Genomic DNA, 20,341 nt, shown 5'->3' with positions numbered 1-20,341 from the left:
TTTGACAATCTAAAAACTACTCTTACACAGTCTTTACACATTTTCAGACTTTTGGGGTATTATGGCTAAACACACCATCATGGGCGGAAAAGTCCATCTTTATAAGCGAGAAAACAGTTCTGTTTGGCAGTGCTCAGCTTATGTAAAAGGTAAGAATCGGCGTGTTACTACCAAAGAAGAAAGCTTGTCTGTTGCAAAAGATTTTGCGGAAGACTGGTATCTTGATTTGCGCGGTAAAAACAAACGCGGTGAACTGAGCAGCGAAAAAACTTTCAAACAGGCATCAGATCAATTTGTCCGTGAATATGAAGTTTTAACTGAAGGTCAGCGCAGTGCAAAATATGTGGAGGGGCACCATATTAGACTGCGGGTCCACCTTCTTCCATATTTTGGGCATATGGAGCTTTCCAAAATTACTTCTGGTGTCGTTCAGGAATATCGCATTCACCGCTTGAGTGGTGATAGTGGTCACAAGATACCAGCTCGTAGCACCTTGTATCATGAAACTGTCACTTTGCGGCAGGTTCTTAAAACTGCGGTACGTCATGGCTGGCTTTCTCATGTTCCGGATATTGCCCAACCTTACAGGTCTTCCAGTAAAGTTTCTCATAGAGCATGGTTTTCAGCAGATGATTACAAAACACTTTATGAAACTACCCGTAAAAAAGCTAGAGAAGCAAAGGGTAAACATTGGCAATGGGCTGCCGAGCAGTTGCATGATTATGTTTTGTTTATGGCAAACACCGGACTTCGCCCTGATGAAGCTAACTGCCTTGAATACCGAGATGTTACAATTGTGGACGACGAATCCACTAGTGAACGCATCCTTGAAATTGAAGTGCGCGGTAAACGTGGTGTTGGCTATTGCAAAAGCACTATTGGTGCAGTGAAACCGTTTGAGCGCTTGGTTGTACGAAACAATCCTGCAAAAACGGATTTACTTTTCCCAGCAAACCACAAAAAGCAATTTAATAAAATTCTGGAAGAACAGGATTTGAAGTTTGACCGTGAAGGTAATAGACGCACCGCCTATAGCTTGCGGCATACCTATATTTGTCTACGTTTGTTAGAAGGTGCTGATATTTACCAAATCGCCAAGAATTGTAGGACTTCTGTTGAAATGATCGAGAAGCACTATGCTACTCACATTAAAAACAGGCTGGATGCTGCGGCAATTAATATCCGCCGAGAAAGACCGAAAAAACTGAGCCTCATAGGCGCATAGACAGTTTTTAAGGAATAACTTCACCTGCTCCATGAGCAAATAAGGTGAGGTTGTTATTGTAAATTTGTACTGGTGACCATCGGTTAATAAAAATATGGTAAATGCCCCTAAGAAAGAATGTTACTGAATAAGTGTTATCCACTTTGCAGCCAGCTCGTATTTGGTGGATTTCTTGGCGGTTCCATGAAGCACCAGAAAACCATCTTCCACCCATTGTTTGCAGAGGTTCAGGGCGGTACGCCTGTGCAGCTTTAAAGCTTCAGCAATTTCAAGGGTGGTTATAAACCTGCTTTCCCTGAATAGTGCCAGGATAAGCTTTTGTCGTGTTTCCAGTTCGCGCAGCAAATAACTTTGATCTGTTTGTGATGTTTCCTTCGCCGCTTCTGCCGTTTTAAGACGCACAGCAGCAAATGCTTCTGCCATGCCACGGCAAAAATAAGCAACCCATGCGGTAATATCGCTGGTTTCTCTGCCCATATAGTAATTGTGACTTGGACCTACGGTCAGTGCTTCATAATAGCTTTGCAGGTCTTTGGCATAATATTCTTCCAGTGAATAAATACCCTTCAGACCATAACCGCTTTTGTGCAGAATAAGGTTGGTGAGCAACCGTGCGGTTCTGCCATTACCATCATAATATGGGTGTATTGTTGCAAACTGATAATGTGCTATGCCTGCAATAACAGGGGCGGGCAGTTCTGACTGTTGCATCTGGTCATTCACCCAGATAACAAGTTCCTGCATCAGGACTGTTACATCGCTAGCTTCAGGCGGCATATACACAATGTCACCGCTAGAGCTGTTACGAATAACATTTTGCCCGTCACGATATTTTGTTGGCCGCTCCCGGCCATCCATTACAAGCCCATGAATGGTTTTAAGGTTCTGTTCTGATAATACAGTCTCAGTATTTTCAATCAGGGTGTCTACATAAGCCAGTGCCTTATAGTAGTTTTTAACTTCGCTTTCATCACGCTTGCGATTGGGAAAGCTATTGCCTTTAATAACATCTGCAACCTGTTCTTGCGTCAAGCGGTTGCCTTCAATCTGGGTGGAATAGTGCGTTGATGTCAGCCGCGCAGATTCACGCAGTGAATTTAATACGGCAAGCGTAACAGGCATGCCAGAAACAGCCTGCCTGCTGGCTTCTATATCCATCAAACAATTGGTGATTTCAGCGGTAATTTTATACTTTGGAGCAAACATTTACAGGTTTTCTTGTTTATTATCATCAGATAAATACTAACAAAATTCCAAGAAACTTCCAATAAAATTCCAATAAACGACCATATAGTTTATATTTGTATTGGTTTTTGTACTGTGAGTATGAATAGGCAGATAAAAATAAACTAAGACCTATTTCCACATCCGACTAACCAAAACCCGTCTTTCGTCGCCAACAGCATCAACATAGATAGATGTGGTGGACATGTTGGCGTGTCCGAGTAGGGCTTGCACCACGTTTAGGGGTACGTTGTGGGTTACGGCGTGAATGCCGAAGGAATGGCGCAGTCCTTTGCAGGTTCCGTAAGGCATTTTGGTGTTAATGCCCGCTTTATTCATTGTATCTTTAATCAGCCGCCATGCTTGTGAGCGTGACCAGTCCCACAGCAATGTGCTTTCATCGCTGTTTAAGGCATGTACAGCCGCCAACTCGCTAATAAAGGTTCTAGGAACCGGTATGGGGCGGAAGTGCGGTGTAGTACTGCGTTTCTTCAGGGATTGGATAATAATCTCGCCTGCTGCCGTATCTACTCGGTCAGCAGTTAAATTCAGCGCCTCGCTAATTCGGCAGCCGGTATAATATAAAAGCTCGCAAAGCGTTCTTACTTTAGCGGGTTGGTGTTTGGCAGCTTTTAAGAAAGCCTTACGTTCGTCAAGGGTAAGGTAAAGCCGTTTACCCTGAGCACTGTATAGTGAATATGTGTTTATCATAATTCATTCTTGCTGCTCCCATCTGTGATGTACAGAAACCTGCATCAAAAACAGTTACTTAACCCCCAAATTCACCACACCCCTATGGGGCGACAATGCAACACTTTTGTACATAGTGTTGCATGAGGTTTGTCCTCATGTGTCTCAAATGCTTGCTCACAGGTGGTTTCATGGATTTCAAAACACTTATTAAATTTTTGCCGTTAATGGGCATTATTGTTGGTTTGCTTATTGGCGACCAAACCCGTCCAGCAGTCTTCTTTGCCAAGATACCCTTTTTCGAATTGTTCCAAGGCTTTTCAAGCGAACTCATCTCCGAACAGAGAATTGCCAAAGACCAACTTATGCATGTTGGCATTTATGGCGTGGTTGGTGGGGTGCTTGGCTTCGTTCTGCAAGTTGTTCTTCAAAAGAAAACCTCAAAGGAAAACTGATGAAAGCTATTAACTTTGTGCCAGCATTGTTGCTGGTTTTTCTTACTGCCTGTCAAACCACAGGCTTGGGAACCACAGTTTTTAACCCGCTTAAATTTCGCCCTGCTGTCGCAGAAGAAGAAAGTGTTCTCATAGAAACCGTTCTGCGCAGCAAAAGCGAGTTTATGGTTGATAAGCGTGGGGAAACAACCACTGTTAAAGGGCAGGCTCTTAAGGCTGGTTATAACGATTATTACGGCAAAGTGGTTGTTTATATTGGCTATGATTATGACGTTGCTACTTTGCAGGGGTCTATCTTTAGTGGGGTAAAACCAGCCCAAAGCCGTGAAGCTGCTGATAGATATTTTAGGCGTGGTGGTGTTGCCTGTGTGTTGAACAACAAGAACCATGAAAAGCTGGCGTTAAAGCTACCCTATGGTGAACGTATGTCTGTTAAAGGCAAGGTTTATGAGTTGAAAAACGGCTGGATTTACATGGATGAATGCCGCTTCACAGATGGCAAAGCCTCACCTGAGTTTAAAAATCCACCTAACTTGGATTTTATTGCAGGTCGCTGGTGCGCACTTTCCACAGGTTTTATGAATCGCAATGTGCAGTGGAAAGTTGATTACAGAAAAGTTGAAGATAACAAGTTTCAGGCAAATTATTTGTATGCCGCAACATACGGGGATGGCTGGCAAAATAAAGGTATCGAGACTTTTGAGCGTGATGGCAAAACTCTAACTCGCACAAATGATGCTGGCTTTGCGGGGCGGTTTACCATTAACGACAAAACCAGTATGTCTTATTATCCAAACGCTGAGGATAACGAGAACTACCATATGTTCTTAAAGTGTCAATAATATCAATTGCTTATATCAATGCAACACTATGTACAATACTGTTGCATTGGGGTCAAGGTTAGGCTTGCTAGATTGGCAAGGTTTTATGTGAAAAGAAGTTCTTTAAGTTGCTTAACTTGTGCAGCGTGTTTTTTCGGTTGTTGCCTTTTGAACTTTTCCAAGTTTTGTAGCTTCCACCTTATAGAAGGGTACTTCTCAAAAACAGCAAACTCACCCCACTCAGGTGTGCAGTCAGTAAAGCTGACTAACAGTTTTCTGTCTTCGTCAGTTAAAATATCTAAAATATTGTTGCAGATTTTTTCTCTGGTCTGTTCATAGTCTGCATAGGTGAATGGCTCTGATGTCATGCCAGCAAACTTTCTGGTAAAAGCATCTTCCTGATTTTGTCTAGACGGTGACAATACTTCATGGAATGGGCGATCATGCCCCATCAGCATAAACATGAAGCCCTTACGTGAAACTTCCAATTTATTGCCCATTGCAAAATACTTGAACATATCAAACAGATCACGAGGGTGCTGCCTATCAAGTGCGGCACATATTTTGCCTCCCCATAGCTCATCTTCAGGCACAACAGGCATGGCAGCAAACATGCCAAATTCTTCCTGTACGGCGTCTGTAACGGGAAGTATGGAAGGCTGGCTGAGAACGCCACGTTTAATAGTGTTTACTTCAATTTTCACATTTGCGGTACCATCATCGCAGATCAGTTTCACATCTGCATTTTCCTGAACCTTGCTTGATATTTTAATGCCTGGAACATTAGCTTCCAACTTTGCTTTGATGGCAAGCAGAGCATCATTGATACCCTGCAAGGATTGTTCACGGTTTTGCAAAGGAAGATATGTTAGGTCTATATCCACTGACAGACGCGGCATATCCAAAACAAACAAGTTAATTGCTGTGCCACCATGCAAGGCAAAACACTTTTGTTCAGCAACAGCAGGGATAATTTTAAGCAATAGCTGGACTTGGTTTTTATACTCTTGTGTTATCACAGTTCAGCTAATTCCTTTGGAATGGTTATTTTAAAATCAGATATAAAAACACCGCCTGTACTAAGGCTTCTATTGCCTGTACCAAGGTCTATATTGTCAGTGTTTATAAAGTCTGCCCATTGATGTCCTGCTTTTTTCGCCATAAATAAAAACAGGCGTTTTACTTTTATGGACGTACATTCCTCCAACAGTTTTTCCAACAGTTTTGGGCGCAGATTGGCAAGTCCCTCTAAGGTTTGGTAGACCTCTACCATATCCAGTTGCTTTGGAGTCAAATATATAGCTTCCAATATGGCTCTTTCTGGAGAAGAGACAGTAACGTCAAACCCATTTTGATTATGCTCTAAAAAGCTGTTTTTGTGCTCTGACAAAAGGGAAGAATGATACAATATGGGCTTTCCTTCATCCCATTTATAGTTAGTGAACCATCTTGGTAAATTTATGCCATTGGGCGAGAAAAGCTGGAGATTTTCTCTTGACCTTAAATAATGGGCGAAACCTTGCAGGCGTAATGCTGTCATACCGCCTATATGGATGGGCCTTTGAGCTTGCTTTTGTACTGCATAAACACCCCCAAGCCAGCTTATTTTTTCACCTTTACGTTTGAACGCCCCAGTGCCAACCTTTTCCAACCAACCACTTTTTACATACCTCTGTTGAAGGTCATGTGATATGTTTTGGTCAGCCAACCATGATGCTAGCCAAACCGTGTTATGCGGAGCTGACTGCAATAATTTGTTTATTTTTATCTCTTTATTCGTACTCATAGTACTAATATTGACATAAAAATAAACTTTTGCCAAAGAAATAACATCAACGGTGGTTACTGTTTAATCATCATACGGATCACGCTCCACAATATCACGCTCATATTTATTATCGCGCTCTTTTGCTTTTTTCAGGTCTTGTTCGGCGTACCATGCGGCGAACAGGCGCTTTTTCTCTTTCCATGAAACATCAGCGTTCATGATTGCTTCTTTAGGAATGTTCTTCACCAGATTATTACGGCATTCCTTCAGGTGCTTTCTGGTGGCAATATTATGGTCATGGGCTTGCACGCTTCGGCGCATTTTGGCGTGAGCTGCACTAACTTCCAGTTCGCGTGTTGTTACACGGCTTTTGGCTTCAGCCATTTTTTGCATGCGGTAAAACATCTTGCGTTCAAGCTTTTCTTTGTTCTTGGCTTTCATCTTTTTTGCCATTTGCTCTTTATGGCGTTTAGCTTTCCTGTGAGCTGCCTGTATCTTCTGTTTTCGCCACTTCAAGACTTTGATCAAACGCTCCATCTTTGGGGTTTTGTGGCGGCGTTTGTTCATGTCCTTCAGGGCATCATTTATTTTCTCAGTAGTGTTTAGCCCTTTGTCAGGCTCAGGCTTTTTGTAGGAAGCAAAAATAAGATCGTAGGCTGCCTGCTGGTGGTGTTTAAGCAGGTCTTCAGCTCGTTCCAAATAATTTTGCTGCTGCTTTACCTTCTTGGTAGCTGTCATCATAGCAGCCGCTGACTTTTTCTCATTCCAGCCGTTATCAAACCTTTCGATGCTATCTAGTAGGGCAGATAGCTCTATAACACGCCTGTCAGTGGTGCTAGGGCGGTCATTACCCGTTTGAAGCCGTTCCTGCCTTTCCCATCTATCAACTTTATCCTTCAACTCTGTTTCAATTCTGTCCGGTATTTCGTCCAGATTAGAGTGTGGGCTGTGTTCATGAACAAGAGCAAGTGGGTTGTGGTTTTGTTGCTGTGCGAACTTTTCACCAAACTTTTCTTCCAGCTTATCCATGCGAACCTGCTTGCCCATTTTGGAAAGTTGGGTGTAATTGCTGCCATCGGTGATAATATAACCTTGCCCCTTAGTTCGCAGCTCATAACCTGCATCACTTAAAGTGCTGGTCAGCTCCTGCCAGCTTTCAGCGTGGTAAAAGGCGTTGCCAATCTCGGCTTTGATGTCGGGTATCTTTTCTTTTGCCCAGGGTTTTAATTGCTCTGAAGTAGCCCGTTCGCTGCGGCTGGAGTTTGCGGTGCGTTCTTTATCAGGGGTATAGTCCATTTCATTGTGTTTGCCGGGAACCTGCAAGAAGTCCATTTCTTTGGCAACTTCATGGGTGGCTCGTTCAAGCCTCTCTTTGGACTTCCAAACATCCCATGCAATGCCGGTGTGTTCATGCACCCTGTTTACAACAACATGCATGTGGGGGTGGTTAGCATCAACGTGCCAAAAATACAGCGCCTGATGCTCTGACAGACCAATCTTTTCCAGCACCTTATCGGCAGCTTCAATACATTTTTCCTGATTTAAAAAGCGTTCTTCGGAACGATCCCAGTCTATGGAAAAATGATAAGAAGGCTTTGGCGTTTTACTGTTTGATGCCGTGGCTTCCATAATATTACCGGCAGCATCTAAGTCGCTGGTGAACATGTTTTTGGACACATGCCAGGCGCATTTATGAGGGTTAGGCTCAGCCTTATTGCCATAGAGGTTATAATGGATATTGGCTTGGAAGCTCTCACCAAAGGCTATGTGGTTCGCAATCATCGCCGGAGAGCCTCCGGGGGCATTATTAAAGGCGCTTGTTTGGTTGGTAGCGGTTGATGTGTACTCTGGAATAACTGTTTATACATGGCACACCCTAAGCTTCCTTAATCGCATCGGTTATCTGGTTGACCGTTCCTTGCAGCTCACTTAAGGCATCTTCAAAGAATATTCGCTCCGGGTCGTACCCGGCCATGTTGGCAGCATGGGCAAGCTGGTTGATGTTGTTACCAACTCGGTTCAGGTCAGCACCTAACTTGCTCAAGGTTTGAATAAGCTCTTTGCTCTGGCGACTTTTAGCGGGGCGTATCTGCTGAGCAAGGGCAAGCTGACGCAGGTAAACTGAGATGCGTAAACCGGTCATATCTGCGGCTTCCTGAACCTGTTTTAGTTCGTCATCGGTAAAATAAACATAAAGCCTGTTCGGGCGCGGCTGCGCCTGAATCTTACCCGGTCGTGCCATTACTCAGTCCCCCAACTGTCGTACATGCCTTTGAAGACTTTATCTTTATAGTAGATGACACGATTTACAAGGAATGGTCGTGTTCCTGATACAAAAAGCAGAGTTTTACTTTCAGGAAGGCATAGTATCTCGTCAGGCGTTAGAAGTTTGCGGGTACGCTGATTGCGGTTGTCGCTATAGCTTCGGTTTGCTGCAAACAGGTGTTTTTGCGAGCGGGTTTCGCTGTAAGTTGTGACCATCGTATCGCCAAGCGTGTGCGAGATATGGTTGGCTGTCTTAAAGTCAGCGGCAGCAATAGACCATACTTGTGTTACAGCACAATTGGACAGAATGGCATCCGCCTGCTTGCCATAGATAGCCTGCAACTGCCCAATGCTCTGTGTAAACACCCACAAGGAAACGCCGTACCCTGCAAGGTAAGCAAAACCATTCACTGGCATTTTGCCAAGGGCTGGGAACTCATCCAAGAGGAACAATACCGGCTTAACAGGTTTAGTATCGCTTCTGGTCATAGCAGCCTGTGCAAGACCTACCATCAGGCGGAGGTACGGGCGGTAAACTGCAATTTGATGGGGCGGTATGTTTAAATACACGCTCATCACGTCACGTTTCATATCTTCCAGTTTGAAGTCACTGCGGTTGGTAATGGCAACCAGACGCTCGCTATCAAACACTTTGGTATGGCTTTGAGCGGTTGAGATAACTGCACTGCGTTCTTTCTCTGCCTTTTGGCTAAAGGCAGTGGCAGCACGTTTGATCCACTCATGCGGCGAGTGCATCATCACATCGAGCACTTCATCCAGATCGGCTTCACCAAGGGTTAGCAGACGGCGTACTTCTGCTAAGTTACGTCTGTCTTTTGGTTTGTGGCGTACAACGTAGAGGATCAGACCAGTGATAAGGGCGCGTGCTTCCTTATCCCAAAAGCTGTCTATGGATACGTCACCCGGAACTACAATCAGACTTGCAATTAAGGATGCATCGTCAATTTCATCAGCGCCAAGGCGAATGAAATCCAGCGGGTTATAGCTGTGTGATTTATGCTCAAACGGCGCAAGGTTGATAATATGGCTAAACTGGGCACGGTGTCTGGCGGTTATGGCAAAGTTTTCGCCCTTGATGTCCACACAGAACACCGAACCTTTATGATCCAGCAGGTTCGGTATCACGCTGCTAACACCTTTGCCGCCGCGTGTTTTTGAAATGGTGATTAGGTGGCCCGGCTTATTAAAGCGCACCAGTTTGCTGCCAGCTTTGGCAACAATCAGACCGTGCTTGCTGTTTAAGCCGCTTTGGTTCAACTCACTTGCTTTGCCAAAACGAGCGGTCGCCAAGGTGCCTGCACGGAACTTTTCAACAAAACGTTTCACTTCATAGCAAAAGGCAGTGGCGAGGCTTCCCATAATGGCAGCACAGGCAAACCAGATGATGAGATGCAGGGTTGGGAACGCCAGGGCGCTCAGATTGGTGATGAGCAAAGTGGTGCCAGCCGCACTACTGAGCCAAAACAGGGTTATAAATAACTTCATGGGTTTTTTCTCCGTCGCGCTTCATTGCGCTCTGAAGGATTATGAAGTTGCGGAAAAACGCAGATTTTAGGATCAGCTTTTTGGGCCTAAAATTACGAAATAAGCCAAATCGCATTTTGATGGTGGTTTGAGATGAATTTAACTAAGCAAACCGCCACGTTGCACTAACATCACAGTTTTGAAATGCGTGCCTAAAGCATAGGCAGAAAACCGCATGAAAAAACCTTGCTACGGAAATGCTCCGTATAAGCAGAATTTATTCATCGCAGTGTTTTGTAAGCTTCTGAAATATTAGAGAAAAATAAATTTATGAATGGTCGGGGAGATAGGATTCGAACGGCTGTTGTATACTTTTTCGTTTCTTACCTTTTATAAAAAACATCAATATTTTCAAACTGATATAACTGACACCCTTACCGTATTCTTGTATACAGTACCGCTTAAATGTACTCGTTTTTGAGTGGCGTTCCGTATGGATTCCGCACAGGATAGAAACATAGGATAGTTTCCTATCACTCCCCGTACGGTGATTAATGAACTATCTCATAAAATGGTAAATTTAACAAATGGAGGATGCCATGAATGGCACATATAAGAAAATATTATACGTCAAAAGGAGATGTGCGTTATAGCGCTGAAATACGTATTAAGGGTTCAAAGCCGTACTCAAAAACATTTCACCGTATGACAGACGCTAAATTATGGGCCCAACAATCGACAGAAAAAACACAAAGGCAAACAGCGGGGATATCAACCACTCGACAATACACACTCACTGAGGCAATAGAACGCTACCGTATTGAATACCTGCCAACCATAAAGCGTGCTGCTGTAAAATATGTTCTTAATTGGTGGGAAAGGGAGCTTGGAGAAGTTTACCTCAGTACCATTACACCAGCCGATTTAATCAAGTTCCGAACAAAACTTTTAAACCAGCCCAAGCTTGGCAGGTGTAAAAAGACAGGTCATGCCACGGTGCCATTATATAATGCAGATGGCACCCCCATTTTGCGCAAGCCTAAAACTGTTCAGAACTATTTGGATGTTTTATCGGTTCTTTACAATAAGGCTATTCTGGAATGGGAATGGGTGGACCGTAACCCGGTACAAAGGGTTAAAAAGCTAAAAATCAATGATGAAAGAACTCGTTTTTTATCAGACCATAACCATTTGTGGCCTGGAGAAGAAAAGCCGCGCCACTGGGATAGCCTTCCCACGCAGTTGAAAGCAGAAGCTGTTAAAAAGTTTCCGCGAGCTTATGAACTGCCAAGGCTTATTGATGCGCTGAAATCTCAGCAGAGTTTGGAAAAGGTGCAAAACAACAAACCTCTTTGGGCGTATTACTTGTTTGTAGTTCAACTCGGTTTGGGGCTGCGTCTTTCTGAAGCTACACATATGGTCTGGGAAGAAAACGATGTCATCGAACACCCTGTTGTTATTGTGGATATGAAGCGCAGTGTGTTGCTCTTGAAGAGCACAAAGCAGGACACGTCGCCGCGCTTAAAGCCCCTCTGTGATGAGGTGATGACGGTGCTGAACATCTTATATGCAGAACGCCGATATGATTGCCCTCTGGTGTTCCATAGTGCTGTCCCGCATAAGCCACTGAGGTTTGATAGACGGCTCCAAAGAGCCGTGAGGGAAGCTGGGCTTCAGGATTTTCGCTGGCACGACTTACGCCATACTACAGCAAGCTATCTGAGCATGCTGGGGGCAGGGCAGAGGGAAGTAATGGAAGCTTTGCACCACAGGTCCATGAAGTCCTCTCAGCGGTACCAGCATTTAACGTGCGATCACCTTCGTGGGTTGATGAACCGTTTAACCAATACAGTCTTGGAGGAAAAGGAATCTCCCTCTCGTTTTGAGCATACGTCATAACTCCAATTTGAGCGCCCCTACATAATAATAGGTACAACCTATAATTGGTGGAGGCGTATGACGAAAAAAGTAGACTTTAGTAGCCTGATAAGTGTGGATGACCTTGTCAGTCAGGCGCCAGCCCTTAAGTTGGGTACGGTGCGCGAGTGGCTGTTTCACCGTAAGTCCAACATGCTGTCCAGCGCCGTTCTTAAAATTGATGATAATGTCTGGCTAGACATTGATCGTTTCAACATCTGGCTCTCTCTCGACAAAGACGAAGTTTCTGATTTTCGTAATCTGCGGACTAAAGAGCAACTGCTGAAATCCTGCCATATCAAAGCCAGCAAACTTGAAGACTGGCTGCGTAAACGCCATTGGAACGGCCTGGAAGAGGCTGTTATCAAAAAAGGTGAACGCAAAATCTACATAGACATTCACAAATTTAATCACTGGTTATGGGAGCAGAATTCAAATCCTGATTTTGGTGCTGCAATAGCCTAAGTCATGGCTATGCGGCGTGATGTAAGCATTGTTGCTTCCCCCGTGTTTTATTCAAGCCCTTTTAACGGCTACAGGACAGCAATCAACTGATCTTCCGCTCCTAGAGGCGCTTCGCTTCCGTGAAGACAGTTGCTGGCTGTTTCCCGGTAAACCGGCCTTAGTAGCCAAAAGTTCTTCTTGCAAACAAAACAAGGAGAAAGACAATGACTAACGTATATCACGCAACCCCATATGACCTGCATACCATAGGCTTTTACTTCAGCACATATGATGAGTATTTGGAAAAATCTGCTACCCATACCAACGAATTTGGTCAGCATATAGAAGAATATGAAATCCAGTTCATTGATGGTGATAACGCGGCACTTTTCAAAGCAATAGGCGTTAATCAGGCGAACCTAGAACAGTGGTTTGATGACTTTGAGGGTATGAACCCTGAGGATGCTGTTAAAGCAATCTACCTTATTGATTATAACGGCTGCGTATCTGACGACATCCTAAGTCAGTTGGAAGATGTTTGCTTGTTTGAAGGCTCAGCCCTTGAATATACAGAACAGTATATTGAAGACACCGGCATGCTGGATGAAATGCCAGAAAACCTACGCTATTACTTTGATACAGGAGCTTTCGCTCGTGACCTTGTGATCAGCGGCGATATTTCAGAAGTTGAAATTGGCGGCACCAACTATATTGTCTGGGGGTGCTAATCATGGAAAATTTCACACAGATTATTCATTGGCAAGGCTATGAAATTGAGCTTAGTTATAATGCAAGAAGTTATAATCTAAGTCACATATCAGGCCCAAACATGGTTCACATCGAACTTAGAACCGTCAAGCCTGAAAGAGCGCCACTACCTGTTACAGAAAGTGGCTACCGCTCACACTTTGAACATGCACAAGCGGTGGCTGAGTATGAGAACCCAGTTGAATATGTGATGGCATGGCTTGACCACGCCGCCAAAAATAGCAACTGGCAGCAAGTTGAAAATAATGCTCGGCAGTTCAGTTTGTTTTAGAAACAACTTACGACTGCTTATCTCTGCACTATTTGGCCAGCCAGTAACGAGTGCCTTTCAAGTTGCCAGTTTTTATAAACGCTTGTTTTGTTACCAGGTCTTGTAAGTCACGTGTGGCGGTGGCGCGGGAAGTGCCTGTGATCTTGATATATTTATCTGTACTCATGCCGCCCGTAAAACCATTTGGCCCTTCACGGAATATTCGTTTCAAAGCTTTTGTCTGACGAATGTTTAACTGTCCTGCTAAACGGTCAAACAGTTTGGTTTTGGCAAGAATGAAGTTCAGTAACGTATCCGCATTATTTTGTGCGTCGAGTATTGCGCCTGCAAAATACGTCAGCCAGTTTGTAATCTCACAGCTTTTATTATTTGCTTCCAGCGCATCATAGTAAACCTTCTTATGCGTTTGTATTGTTTGCGACAGGGCAATAAGCGAAGGTTGGCCTGTAGATTGCGCTAAAGCCTTTTGTGTTAAAGCACGGGCAATACGGCCATTGCCATCTTCATACGGGTGAATGCACACAAAATACAAATGGGCAATGCTAGCTCGTGCAAGGGCAGGCATAGGCTTTTTGCCATTTGGCGCTGTGTCATTAAACCAGGCAATAAAGGCATCCATTTCTCGAGGCATAGTATCTGACGGCGGTGCTTCAAAATGCACGGAAGGCATGTGAACATAGCCGGATACCACCTGCATAGGTTCCGCATGGGTGCGGTATCTGCCGATGTTTGTAATATCCCTACGATCAGCCATTAACATTGTGTGCCATGTGTGCAGCGTTTCATGTGTAAGCGGATCAGCAAAATGCTCATAGGCATCCATCATCATATCAGCAATACCTTGTTCCGCAGGCGGTACATGCGCTGATGTTGGCTGAAGGCCAAAATGCTTTTTAATGGATGACTGGATACTGTCGCGACTTAAATACTCGCCTTCAATCTCGGATGTTTTTACCGCTTCTTCGCTAATGATATCAATCAGCAGGCCTTGCTTTTCATCATCGGTGATGTGCTTATACGCACCACAAAACATGCCAGAGTTTTGTAAAAACTGTGTTTCAAGTGGCGTTAGTTCTTCAGTGCTGAAGCTAAATTCAGGCCATTCCTTTTGCTGCCAGTTCCATTTCATGAGTTATATCTTTCTTATTTATAACTCATATTATATGGTATTTTGAGGTATATTGCTAGTTTTTATAACTCATTGTTTTATCGAATAGCTATAAAGTAGCCGTAAAACAGCCGATTATCGTGGTGGTTTTAAAAACTGCTGGCTCTCAGCCAACCGGAGGCGCCTTTCAATTCATTGTCTATTATTGATTTTAACTTAGGATCATCAATGGAGTTTCTGATTGTACCGATTTCAGCAATGGCTTCATTAACGGCGATTGAAGCAGCAGAGACACAGTCTTTCAACCAATTCTGTATCCCTGTTTGTATGCGTACATCAGACTGACCACTAACATATACACTACTACTTGGATGTTCTTTGAGAGTTGAATTCCCGCCATTGTAAACAATAGACATCTTGAGATGTTGGAAGTTATTGTCGGCCATCACACCGAGTGCCCATAAGAAGCTGCTTAGCTTTAAAATGCCTATTTCCCGTTCACTCAGATCGGCTATTGTCCGAATAATCATATGCCTTGTGTCGAATTTCATCTTCTGGATTTGTTTTCTTCGATCAAAACCAGCAACTAAATTGTGACCTAGGGCTTGGGATATTGAATTTGAACTCGCGCCATATTGCTTTCTTTCCACAATCATATTGGCAAGATACTTCTCAGCTTGGACATCATTAATACAGCGGGCATAAGGCGTTAAATCGTATGACACAACATTAAAGTCATCATCTAAAAGCTTTAACAATTCATCATGGGCTATTTTGCGGTATTTAACATCTTCTTCCGCTTGCCGCTGCCTCTCAATTTCCTGTTCAATGCGTCTTTGTTCTGCTTCTTCAGCCGCAATTCTTTCAGCCTGCCGTTTAAGAACCGCCTGCCGTTTGGCTTTTCGTTTATAGGCGGCAATACCTTCTTTGCTTTTTTCATAGGTCCAGGCTGAGGCAATTTTACTGCCTTTCCATGCTACTTTTGAAGCCTTGAGGGTTATCTCGCTAGCTTTCGCTAATGTCTCTTTTTTATCCATACTATCCTCCCATCAAGCTTTTGGCGTTCCCATGCGCCCCATTAGGTATGGGTACTCATAGGCAAATTGTTTGAATAATTTGATCGGTGTTTTGCCACGCGCAAAAGTCAGGATGGTGTTGGCATATGCCTCACTCATTAGCTCTTGTGGCTCGGCGATGCGTTGTTTTTTGCCGCGTAGCAGGCTGTCATTAGAGCCTAGCCGGTCTGATAGTCGTTTAGCCGTATCAAACTCTGGGTTCATGTATGACTGGATGTAACACATCTCCATCAATCCATCGGCATCGGGGTAAGCCTTGCGAAGCTGGCCTAAGCTTTGTGCAAACATCCATGTACGCAGCCCGTAGCTGCGTCCTACTTCGATGGAATATTGAATAGGCTGCATATAGCCAAGTTGTGGCATTTCATCGATTAGAAGCAGTGCAGGTGGAATGTCTTTTTTGGTGCGTTCTTCTCGCGTGGGGGCATTTGCTATCAGGCCATCAATATGCTGCCCGATCAGCACTCTAAGCACAGAGGCGTAAGCGCTAACCTGACCAACAGGGATGCAAATGTAGAGTGTTGGGTATGGTGGCTTCCAAAAGTCCTCTGGAAGCCAGTCTGTAGAGCTTGTGATATTTTCAACACGTTCCGATTGCCAAATGTCCACATGGCGGCGGGCGCTATCTAAAATGCCCTCTCTTTGCTTTTCTGGCATGGTGGAAAGGATGTTGCCGGTTCGCTTTAAGGCCCGAATGGGTGAGTTTTGCATTTCCATTGCAATAAGCTTCAGGTCGCTCTCGGTTGGATAAAGCATATCCAGCACCGTTTGCATGTTCTGCTCTTTAGCAGGGTAGTTTAGTTTGACTTGCGCAATGATTGCGGCAAGCAGGTCTTGCGCACGGCCCTCCCAAAAATCAGGCTTGCCGGTTTGAACTGTAAGCATGGTTGCAATTAACCGCGCACCGTCCCAAATTTTAACCGGGTCTTTATGGTCTAAGAAATCTAAAGGGTTGTAGTTGTGACTGCCTTTTTCAAAAGGTGCAAACTTGTAAACTGGCCCAACGTTGTCTCTTCGCCACTCATGGGTAAGGTCGTAGTTTTCGCCTTTGATATCCAGCACGATTGCTGGGCCATCATACACAAGCAAATTGGGAATGATGAGAGCCTGTCCTTTACCGGCCCCCGGTGGTGCTATGGTGACGAGAGAGCCTTCTCCTGTAAACCAGATTGGCTCTAACAGAGTTTCGGTATTATCGGGCTCAGCGCAGCCAATATAGACACCAGCTTCTGTCTGCTCACTGTAATCCCTGTTACGAACAAGCATCTATTTCCCCCAAAAAATAGCTCGTTACATATTGTTACATGCATACTAACTACAGGCTGGGTAGAATTGCAATTATATATAGTTGTGCAAATACAATTGATGTTTGTGTAATGTCTAAGGTTACTTAGGCATGCAAGCAGGTGGTTAGGGTGTTTAAACTGACACCGACAAAGGCGGTTGTCAGCCACCCTAACCATACTTGACCATTCGCCCACAAGGGGCTCAAGGTGGATAGATATGACATGATACTTCAAAATCCTTCACTTGGCTGCTATCTTAACCATATTGAGTATTTTCTCGCGCACATTGTCGTTTGCGGCATTATTGAAGTATTTGATTAGTTTTTCAGTCTCAGCTTTTTTGAGAAGCTCCTCAAAAGGTAAAGCTGACTCGCCTTCTTGTTCCAGTCCTTCAAAAAAGTAAGAAGGGTCCACTCTGAAAAATACAGCCAGTGCGTACAGGCGATTTGCTCTAATGTGATTGGTACCATTTTCATATTTTTGTAGTTGCTGGAAACTGACACCGATGGCTTCAGCGACATGCTTTTGCCGTAAGCCTCTGCTTATACGCATCAGGCGTATTTTCTTGCCCAGATAGATGTCTATTTTTGCTGTTTCATCTATTGCACTCATGGTCATAAATTCCCTTATCGTTTTTTATTTATGTTGGGAATATCGGCATATCATATGCCGGACGCCGTCAAGACCCCACCGTAGCAAGGTGCACGGGTTTTAGGTTCGCACCCTGGACATAACCACACCGTCCGGCTCAACATTTGTTGGCCGTATACGGTGTTATGGGCTGACGGTTCCCACGGTTCGATTTTGCGAACCGTGTCAATATGTTACGGGTATAAACTGTATACTGCAAGGGCTGAGGGCCGCTATTTTTAGGAAATTGTAAGTTCGTAGGGAAGTGTAGAAAGAGCGCTTATAATTCTTTGAGAGACATATTATACGGATACCAAGTACCCTACCAATGGATAAGTGGTAGTAACTTGGGGCTAAGGTCAAGACTCATTATTATAAAATTATTTTTTGCCCCACAAGGCAATGATTTGTTTCACTTTTGCCTGATCTTCTTGGGAAAGGTCTTTAAAATCTCTATATAGAGCATCTTTTAGGGTTGAATCATCTAAAGTAGCAGTATCATCCAATAAATAGGTAGATGTCACACCAAGTACTTGAGAAATCTTCGAGACCTTTTCAGCTGATGGATTCATCTTTTTCTTCGGTTGTGGATTTTCGATAGACCATATGTAGCTTTTACTGGAGCCTGTTAGCTCAGCTAATTTGTCGAGCGAGTATCCTTTGGCTATTCTGAGCTCTTTTACTTTTTGCCCAAGATGTGAGGACACAACAAACCTCCAGAAGGTGTGGCTATCTTCCTTTAAGGCTGTAATGGACAAATACATGCTTGACAATAGAGACGCACACCGTATTCTGTATAAAGAACTTATATGTTTTTTATACAGAATATTTTAACTTAGTTGAGCGCTTAATACACTGAACGAGTGGTTAGACGGCACTATAGTGACAATAATGGTATAGGGATTGTGACACAGAAACGTTTTCTAAATCAGATGGAGCTAGCGACTTATTGGAAGATATCCCATCGTACTTTGGAGCGTTGGCGTTGGTTAGGTAAGGGCCCAATTTTTATGAAACTTGGGGGAAGGATTTTATACTCAATTCAGGAGGTAGAGGCCTTTGAACAAGCTCAGCGCCGACAAAGCACCTCAGGAAAAGAGTAAATAGCCTTAATTACTTGACGACCTTTTAAAATGGTCTGATTCGACAGCGTAATATTGGCTTATAGTCGAAACTGTATTACGCAGTTTTTCGCTCCAGCAATTTTGTTTGCGCAGAAATATGATAACCCACTGATATATATTGATAAAGCTTATTTCTTTGATAGCTGTTAGGCATTCAAGTCAAACAATTCTCCAGTGTGAGAATAGTGAAGAATTAAAGCTTATGAAAAACACTATAGCCCCTCATGGAGATGCGCCTGCACATCCCCTTAAAGCTGCACAATATGTGCGCATGTCAACAGAACACCAACAATATTCCACGCAAAATCAGTCCAAGAAAATACAAGAATATGCGGCACAGCGTCATATAGAAATCGTTAAAACCTATGCTGATGAAGGTAAAAGTGGCCTTTCAATTGGTGGCAGAGCTGCTTTGCAACGCCTTATAAGTGATGTTGAGGCTGGAGACGTTGGCTTCAATATTATTCTGGTTTACGACATTAGCCGCTGGGGGCGTTTTCAGGATGCGGACGAGTCAGCATACTATGAATATATCTGCCGCAGGTCAGGTATTCAGGTGACTTACTGCGCCGAGCAGTTTGAAAATGACGGTTCTCCGGTGTCGACAATTGTCAAAGGTGTTAAGCGGGCCATGGCTGGTGAATATAGCCGTGAGCTGTCCGCCAAGGTATTTGCCGGTCAATGCAGGTTAATTGAACTTGGATATAGACAGGGTGGTCCTGCTGGTTTTGGTTTACGCCGTGTGCTTGTAGATCAGAGCGGTAAAGAAAAAGGCGAATTGGCTCCGGGGGAACATAAAAGCTTACAGACTGACCGTGTGATCTTGGTACCTGGGCCAAGCGAGGAAGTCGAGGTTGTCAACAAAATGTTCCAGTGGCTCCTTACTAGGGGCGTCTCTATTACAGAAATAGCAAACCGTCTGAACGAACGGGGCATTAAGACAAATCAGGGAAAAAACTGGACGTATGCAACTGTTCGCCAAGTACTCACGAATGAAAAATATATAGGGAATAATGTTTTCAATCGTAGGTCCTTTAAGCTCAAGCAAAAGCATGTCAATAACCCGTCAGATATGTGGATACGTAAAGAGGGAGCCTTTGAAGCAATCGTGCCTCGGGATATTTTTCAAGAGGCGCAAGAAGTGCTTCAGTCTCGAAGCAGGCGTTATTCAGATGAAGAATTACTGGATAATTTAAGGACATTATACAGCAAGATAGGGACACTGTCCGCAGCGATAATCAACGCAGTACCAGATATGCCAGGTGCAGCAACCTACCATAGTCGTTTTGGCGGGTTAGTGCGCGCGTATAGTCTTGTGGGCTATAGGGCAGTACAATACTATCATATTACAGATATCCGCAGGTTAAACAAATCCCTGAGGCCGCAAATAATTGAGCAAGTACAGTCTGAAATAGAAAACAAGGGTGGCCTTGTTTTTTATGATCAGGAGGTGGATTTGCTGCATGTAAATCAAGAGCTTCTCATCAATTTAGTTCTGGCCCGCTGTCACGTTACAGATGCGGGCCTATATAGATGGTTTACCAGGGTAAATAGTGAGCAATTACGGGCCGATATAACGGTAGCAGTGCGATTGGACCCTGCTAACCAGGCTGAGTTGGATTATTTTCTGCTTCCACGGTGTAAACACGGGCGGGAAATATATATTCATAACCGAAATGTGGCAGTTTTTGATCGCTTTCGCTTTGACTCTCTTGCAGCTCTGTATGAGCTCGTCGAACGCGCTTCCGTGACAGAATAATGTTTAATCTCCCCTGAACATATAA

General features: G+C 44.0%; 21 protein-coding genes. 9 read left to right on the top strand and 12 right to left on the bottom strand.

Translation table 11 applies throughout. The features are described 5' to 3' along the window. Positions 1 to 61: 61 nt before the first annotated feature. Positions 62 to 1,225 carry a tyrosine-type recombinase/integrase gene (locus ICL80_RS17715; protein WP_194214043.1) on the top strand — a complete coding sequence of 388 codons (1,164 nt, stop codon included), beginning with the start codon at positions 62 to 64 and terminating at the stop codon, positions 1,223 to 1,225. A gap of 120 nt (positions 1,226 to 1,345) precedes the next feature. On the opposite strand, the gene ICL80_RS17710 is transcribed toward ICL80_RS17715, so the two are convergent. Together ICL80_RS17710 and ICL80_RS17705 are read right to left on the bottom strand one after the other, a co-directional pair. Further along, complete coding sequence (locus ICL80_RS17710; protein ID WP_194214042.1) at positions 1,346 to 2,431, bottom strand: Fic family protein; 1,086 nt, start codon at positions 2,429 to 2,431, stop codon at positions 1,346 to 1,348. 150 nt (positions 2,432 to 2,581) lie between these two features. Continuing rightward, positions 2,582 to 3,160 (bottom strand): tyrosine-type recombinase/integrase, encoded by a 579-nt coding sequence (locus ICL80_RS17705; protein ID WP_194214041.1) that lies wholly within the window; start codon positions 3,158 to 3,160, stop codon positions 2,582 to 2,584. A gap of 170 nt (positions 3,161 to 3,330) precedes the next feature. Between ICL80_RS17705 and ICL80_RS17700 the strand changes: the two genes are divergently transcribed. After that, a complete protein-coding gene (locus ICL80_RS17700; RefSeq protein WP_194214040.1) occupies positions 3,331 to 3,594 on the top strand; it encodes a hypothetical protein in 264 nt (87 codons plus the stop codon). Then, complete coding sequence (locus ICL80_RS17695; RefSeq protein WP_194214039.1) at positions 3,594 to 4,436, top strand: hypothetical protein; 843 nt, start codon at positions 3,594 to 3,596, stop codon at positions 4,434 to 4,436. The genes ICL80_RS17700 and ICL80_RS17695 overlap by 1 nt, the downstream gene beginning before the upstream one ends. 83 nt (positions 4,437 to 4,519) lie before the next feature. Here ICL80_RS17695 and ICL80_RS17690 read toward each other — a convergent pair whose 3' ends face one another. The 5 genes from ICL80_RS17690 to ICL80_RS17670 all read right to left on the bottom strand — a co-directional run bounded on the left by ICL80_RS17690 (position 4,520) and on the right by ICL80_RS17670 (position 9,954). Continuing rightward, entirely contained in the window at positions 4,520 to 5,434 is a 915-nt protein-coding gene (locus tag ICL80_RS17690; RefSeq protein WP_228073671.1) for a nucleotidyl transferase AbiEii/AbiGii toxin family protein, read from the bottom strand. Continuing rightward, positions 5,431 to 6,237, bottom strand: a complete 807-nt coding sequence (locus tag ICL80_RS17685) for a type IV toxin-antitoxin system AbiEi family antitoxin (protein ID WP_228073670.1) — start codon at positions 6,235 to 6,237, stop codon at positions 5,431 to 5,433. Before ICL80_RS17685 ends, ICL80_RS17690 begins: the two co-directional genes overlap by 4 nt. 27 nt (positions 6,238 to 6,264) lie before the next feature. Next, positions 6,265 to 7,965 carry a relaxase/mobilization nuclease domain-containing protein gene (locus ICL80_RS17680; RefSeq protein ID WP_194214038.1) on the bottom strand — a complete coding sequence of 567 codons (1,701 nt, stop codon included), beginning with the start codon at positions 7,963 to 7,965 and terminating at the stop codon, positions 6,265 to 6,267. Positions 7,966 to 8,059: 94 nt separating this feature from the next. Next, positions 8,060 to 8,425: a plasmid mobilization protein gene (locus ICL80_RS17675; protein WP_194214037.1), complete on the bottom strand. Its 366-nt coding sequence runs from the start codon at positions 8,423 to 8,425 to the stop codon at positions 8,060 to 8,062. Beyond that, positions 8,425 to 9,954 (bottom strand): type IV secretory system conjugative DNA transfer family protein, encoded by a 1,530-nt coding sequence (locus ICL80_RS17670; protein WP_194214036.1) that lies wholly within the window; start codon positions 9,952 to 9,954, stop codon positions 8,425 to 8,427. The genes ICL80_RS17675 and ICL80_RS17670 overlap by 1 nt, the downstream gene beginning before the upstream one ends. A 582-nt stretch (positions 9,955 to 10,536) precedes the next feature. Between ICL80_RS17670 and ICL80_RS17665 the strand changes: the two genes are divergently transcribed. The 4 genes from ICL80_RS17665 (at position 10,537) to ICL80_RS17650 (ending at position 13,333) form a co-directional block, all read left to right on the top strand. Beyond that, positions 10,537 to 11,832 carry a tyrosine-type recombinase/integrase gene (locus tag ICL80_RS17665; RefSeq protein WP_194214035.1) on the top strand — a complete coding sequence of 432 codons (1,296 nt, stop codon included), beginning with the start codon at positions 10,537 to 10,539 and terminating at the stop codon, positions 11,830 to 11,832. A gap of 57 nt (positions 11,833 to 11,889) precedes the next feature. Beyond that, positions 11,890 to 12,315, top strand: a complete 426-nt coding sequence (locus tag ICL80_RS17660) for a hypothetical protein (RefSeq protein ID WP_194214034.1) — start codon at positions 11,890 to 11,892, stop codon at positions 12,313 to 12,315. Positions 12,316 to 12,518: 203 nt separating this feature from the next. Beyond that, positions 12,519 to 13,022, top strand: a complete 504-nt coding sequence (locus tag ICL80_RS17655; RefSeq protein ID WP_194214033.1) for an antirestriction protein ArdA — start codon at positions 12,519 to 12,521, stop codon at positions 13,020 to 13,022. Between the two features lie 2 nt (positions 13,023 to 13,024). Continuing rightward, the gene (locus ICL80_RS17650; protein ID WP_194214032.1) at positions 13,025 to 13,333 is read left to right on the top strand and encodes a hypothetical protein; all 309 of its coding nucleotides are present in this window, start codon (positions 13,025 to 13,027) and stop codon (positions 13,331 to 13,333) included. Between the two features lie 28 nt (positions 13,334 to 13,361). Here the strand turns inward: ICL80_RS17650 and ICL80_RS17645 are convergent, their stop codons facing one another. The 5 genes from ICL80_RS17645 to ICL80_RS17625 form a co-directional block, all read right to left on the bottom strand. Beyond that, positions 13,362 to 14,462, bottom strand: coding sequence for a Fic family protein (locus tag ICL80_RS17645; RefSeq protein WP_194214031.1), 1,101 nt, complete (start codon positions 14,460 to 14,462; stop codon positions 13,362 to 13,364). Positions 14,463 to 14,590: 128 nt separating this feature from the next. Continuing rightward, positions 14,591 to 15,478: a hypothetical protein gene (locus ICL80_RS17640; protein WP_194214030.1), complete on the bottom strand. Its 888-nt coding sequence runs from the start codon at positions 15,476 to 15,478 to the stop codon at positions 14,591 to 14,593. Between the two features lie 12 nt (positions 15,479 to 15,490). Continuing rightward, on the bottom strand, positions 15,491 to 16,783 hold the full coding sequence (locus tag ICL80_RS17635; RefSeq protein ID WP_194214029.1) for a type IV secretory system conjugative DNA transfer family protein: 1,293 nt from the start codon (positions 16,781 to 16,783) through the stop codon (positions 15,491 to 15,493). A gap of 260 nt (positions 16,784 to 17,043) precedes the next feature. Then, a complete protein-coding gene (locus tag ICL80_RS17630; RefSeq protein WP_194214028.1) occupies positions 17,044 to 17,415 on the bottom strand; it encodes a helix-turn-helix domain-containing protein in 372 nt (123 codons plus the stop codon). A gap of 398 nt (positions 17,416 to 17,813) precedes the next feature. Beyond that, complete coding sequence (locus tag ICL80_RS17625) at positions 17,814 to 18,140, bottom strand: helix-turn-helix domain-containing protein (protein WP_194214027.1); 327 nt, start codon at positions 18,138 to 18,140, stop codon at positions 17,814 to 17,816. A gap of 225 nt (positions 18,141 to 18,365) precedes the next feature. Here ICL80_RS17625 and ICL80_RS18225 point away from each other — a divergent pair, with 225 nt between their 5' ends. Both ICL80_RS18225 and ICL80_RS17615 read left to right on the top strand, forming a co-directional pair. After that, on the top strand, positions 18,366 to 18,536 hold the full coding sequence (locus ICL80_RS18225; protein WP_194215935.1) for a helix-turn-helix domain-containing protein: 171 nt from the start codon (positions 18,366 to 18,368) through the stop codon (positions 18,534 to 18,536). 223 nt (positions 18,537 to 18,759) lie between these two features. Beyond that, positions 18,760 to 20,316, top strand: a complete 1,557-nt coding sequence (locus ICL80_RS17615; RefSeq protein ID WP_228073667.1) for a recombinase family protein — start codon at positions 18,760 to 18,762, stop codon at positions 20,314 to 20,316. Positions 20,317 to 20,341: the final 25 nt, after the last annotated feature.

This window comes from Kordiimonas pumila (assembly GCF_015240255.1).
GTDB lineage: Bacteria > Pseudomonadota > Alphaproteobacteria > Sphingomonadales > Kordiimonadaceae > Kordiimonas > Kordiimonas pumila.
The sequence above is the reverse complement of the archived record's forward strand: the minus strand, read 5'-3'. Positions and strand labels throughout refer to the sequence as shown.

Bases quoted from the DNA above. Each gene is read 5' to 3' on its own strand.
- ICL80_RS17630 (WP_194214028.1), bottom strand. From the start codon at position 17,415: ATGAGTGCAATAGATGAAACAGCAAAAATAGACATCTATCTGGGCAAG.
- ICL80_RS17635 (WP_194214029.1), bottom strand. From the start codon at position 16,783: ATGCTTGTTCGTAACAGGGATTACAGTGAGCAGACAGAAGCTGGTGTC.
- ICL80_RS17670 (WP_194214036.1), bottom strand. From the start codon at position 9,954: ATGAAGTTATTTATAACCCTGTTTTGGCTCAGTAGTGCGGCTGGCACC.
- ICL80_RS17665 (WP_194214035.1), top strand. From the start codon at position 10,537: ATGGCACATATAAGAAAATATTATACGTCAAAAGGAGATGTGCGTTAT.
- ICL80_RS17705 (WP_194214041.1), bottom strand. From the start codon at position 3,160: ATGATAAACACATATTCACTATACAGTGCTCAGGGTAAACGGCTTTAC.
- ICL80_RS17680 (WP_194214038.1), bottom strand. From the start codon at position 7,965: ATGATTGCGAACCACATAGCCTTTGGTGAGAGCTTCCAAGCCAATATC.
- ICL80_RS17650 (WP_194214032.1), top strand. From the start codon at position 13,025: ATGGAAAATTTCACACAGATTATTCATTGGCAAGGCTATGAAATTGAG.
- ICL80_RS17710 (WP_194214042.1), bottom strand. From the start codon at position 2,431: ATGTTTGCTCCAAAGTATAAAATTACCGCTGAAATCACCAATTGTTTG.
- ICL80_RS17675 (WP_194214037.1), bottom strand. From the start codon at position 8,425: ATGGCACGACCGGGTAAGATTCAGGCGCAGCCGCGCCCGAACAGGCTT.
- ICL80_RS17715 (WP_194214043.1), top strand. From the start codon at position 62: ATGGCTAAACACACCATCATGGGCGGAAAAGTCCATCTTTATAAGCGA.
- ICL80_RS17660 (WP_194214034.1), top strand. From the start codon at position 11,890: ATGACGAAAAAAGTAGACTTTAGTAGCCTGATAAGTGTGGATGACCTT.
- ICL80_RS17695 (WP_194214039.1), top strand. From the start codon at position 3,594: ATGAAAGCTATTAACTTTGTGCCAGCATTGTTGCTGGTTTTTCTTACT.
- ICL80_RS17655 (WP_194214033.1), top strand. From the start codon at position 12,519: ATGACTAACGTATATCACGCAACCCCATATGACCTGCATACCATAGGC.
- ICL80_RS17640 (WP_194214030.1), bottom strand. From the start codon at position 15,478: ATGGATAAAAAAGAGACATTAGCGAAAGCTAGCGAGATAACCCTCAAG.
- ICL80_RS17615 (WP_228073667.1), top strand. From the start codon at position 18,760: ATGAAAAACACTATAGCCCCTCATGGAGATGCGCCTGCACATCCCCTT.
- ICL80_RS18225 (WP_194215935.1), top strand. From the start codon at position 18,366: ATGGAGCTAGCGACTTATTGGAAGATATCCCATCGTACTTTGGAGCGT.
- ICL80_RS17700 (WP_194214040.1), top strand. From the start codon at position 3,331: ATGGATTTCAAAACACTTATTAAATTTTTGCCGTTAATGGGCATTATT.
- ICL80_RS17645 (WP_194214031.1), bottom strand. From the start codon at position 14,462: ATGAAATGGAACTGGCAGCAAAAGGAATGGCCTGAATTTAGCTTCAGC.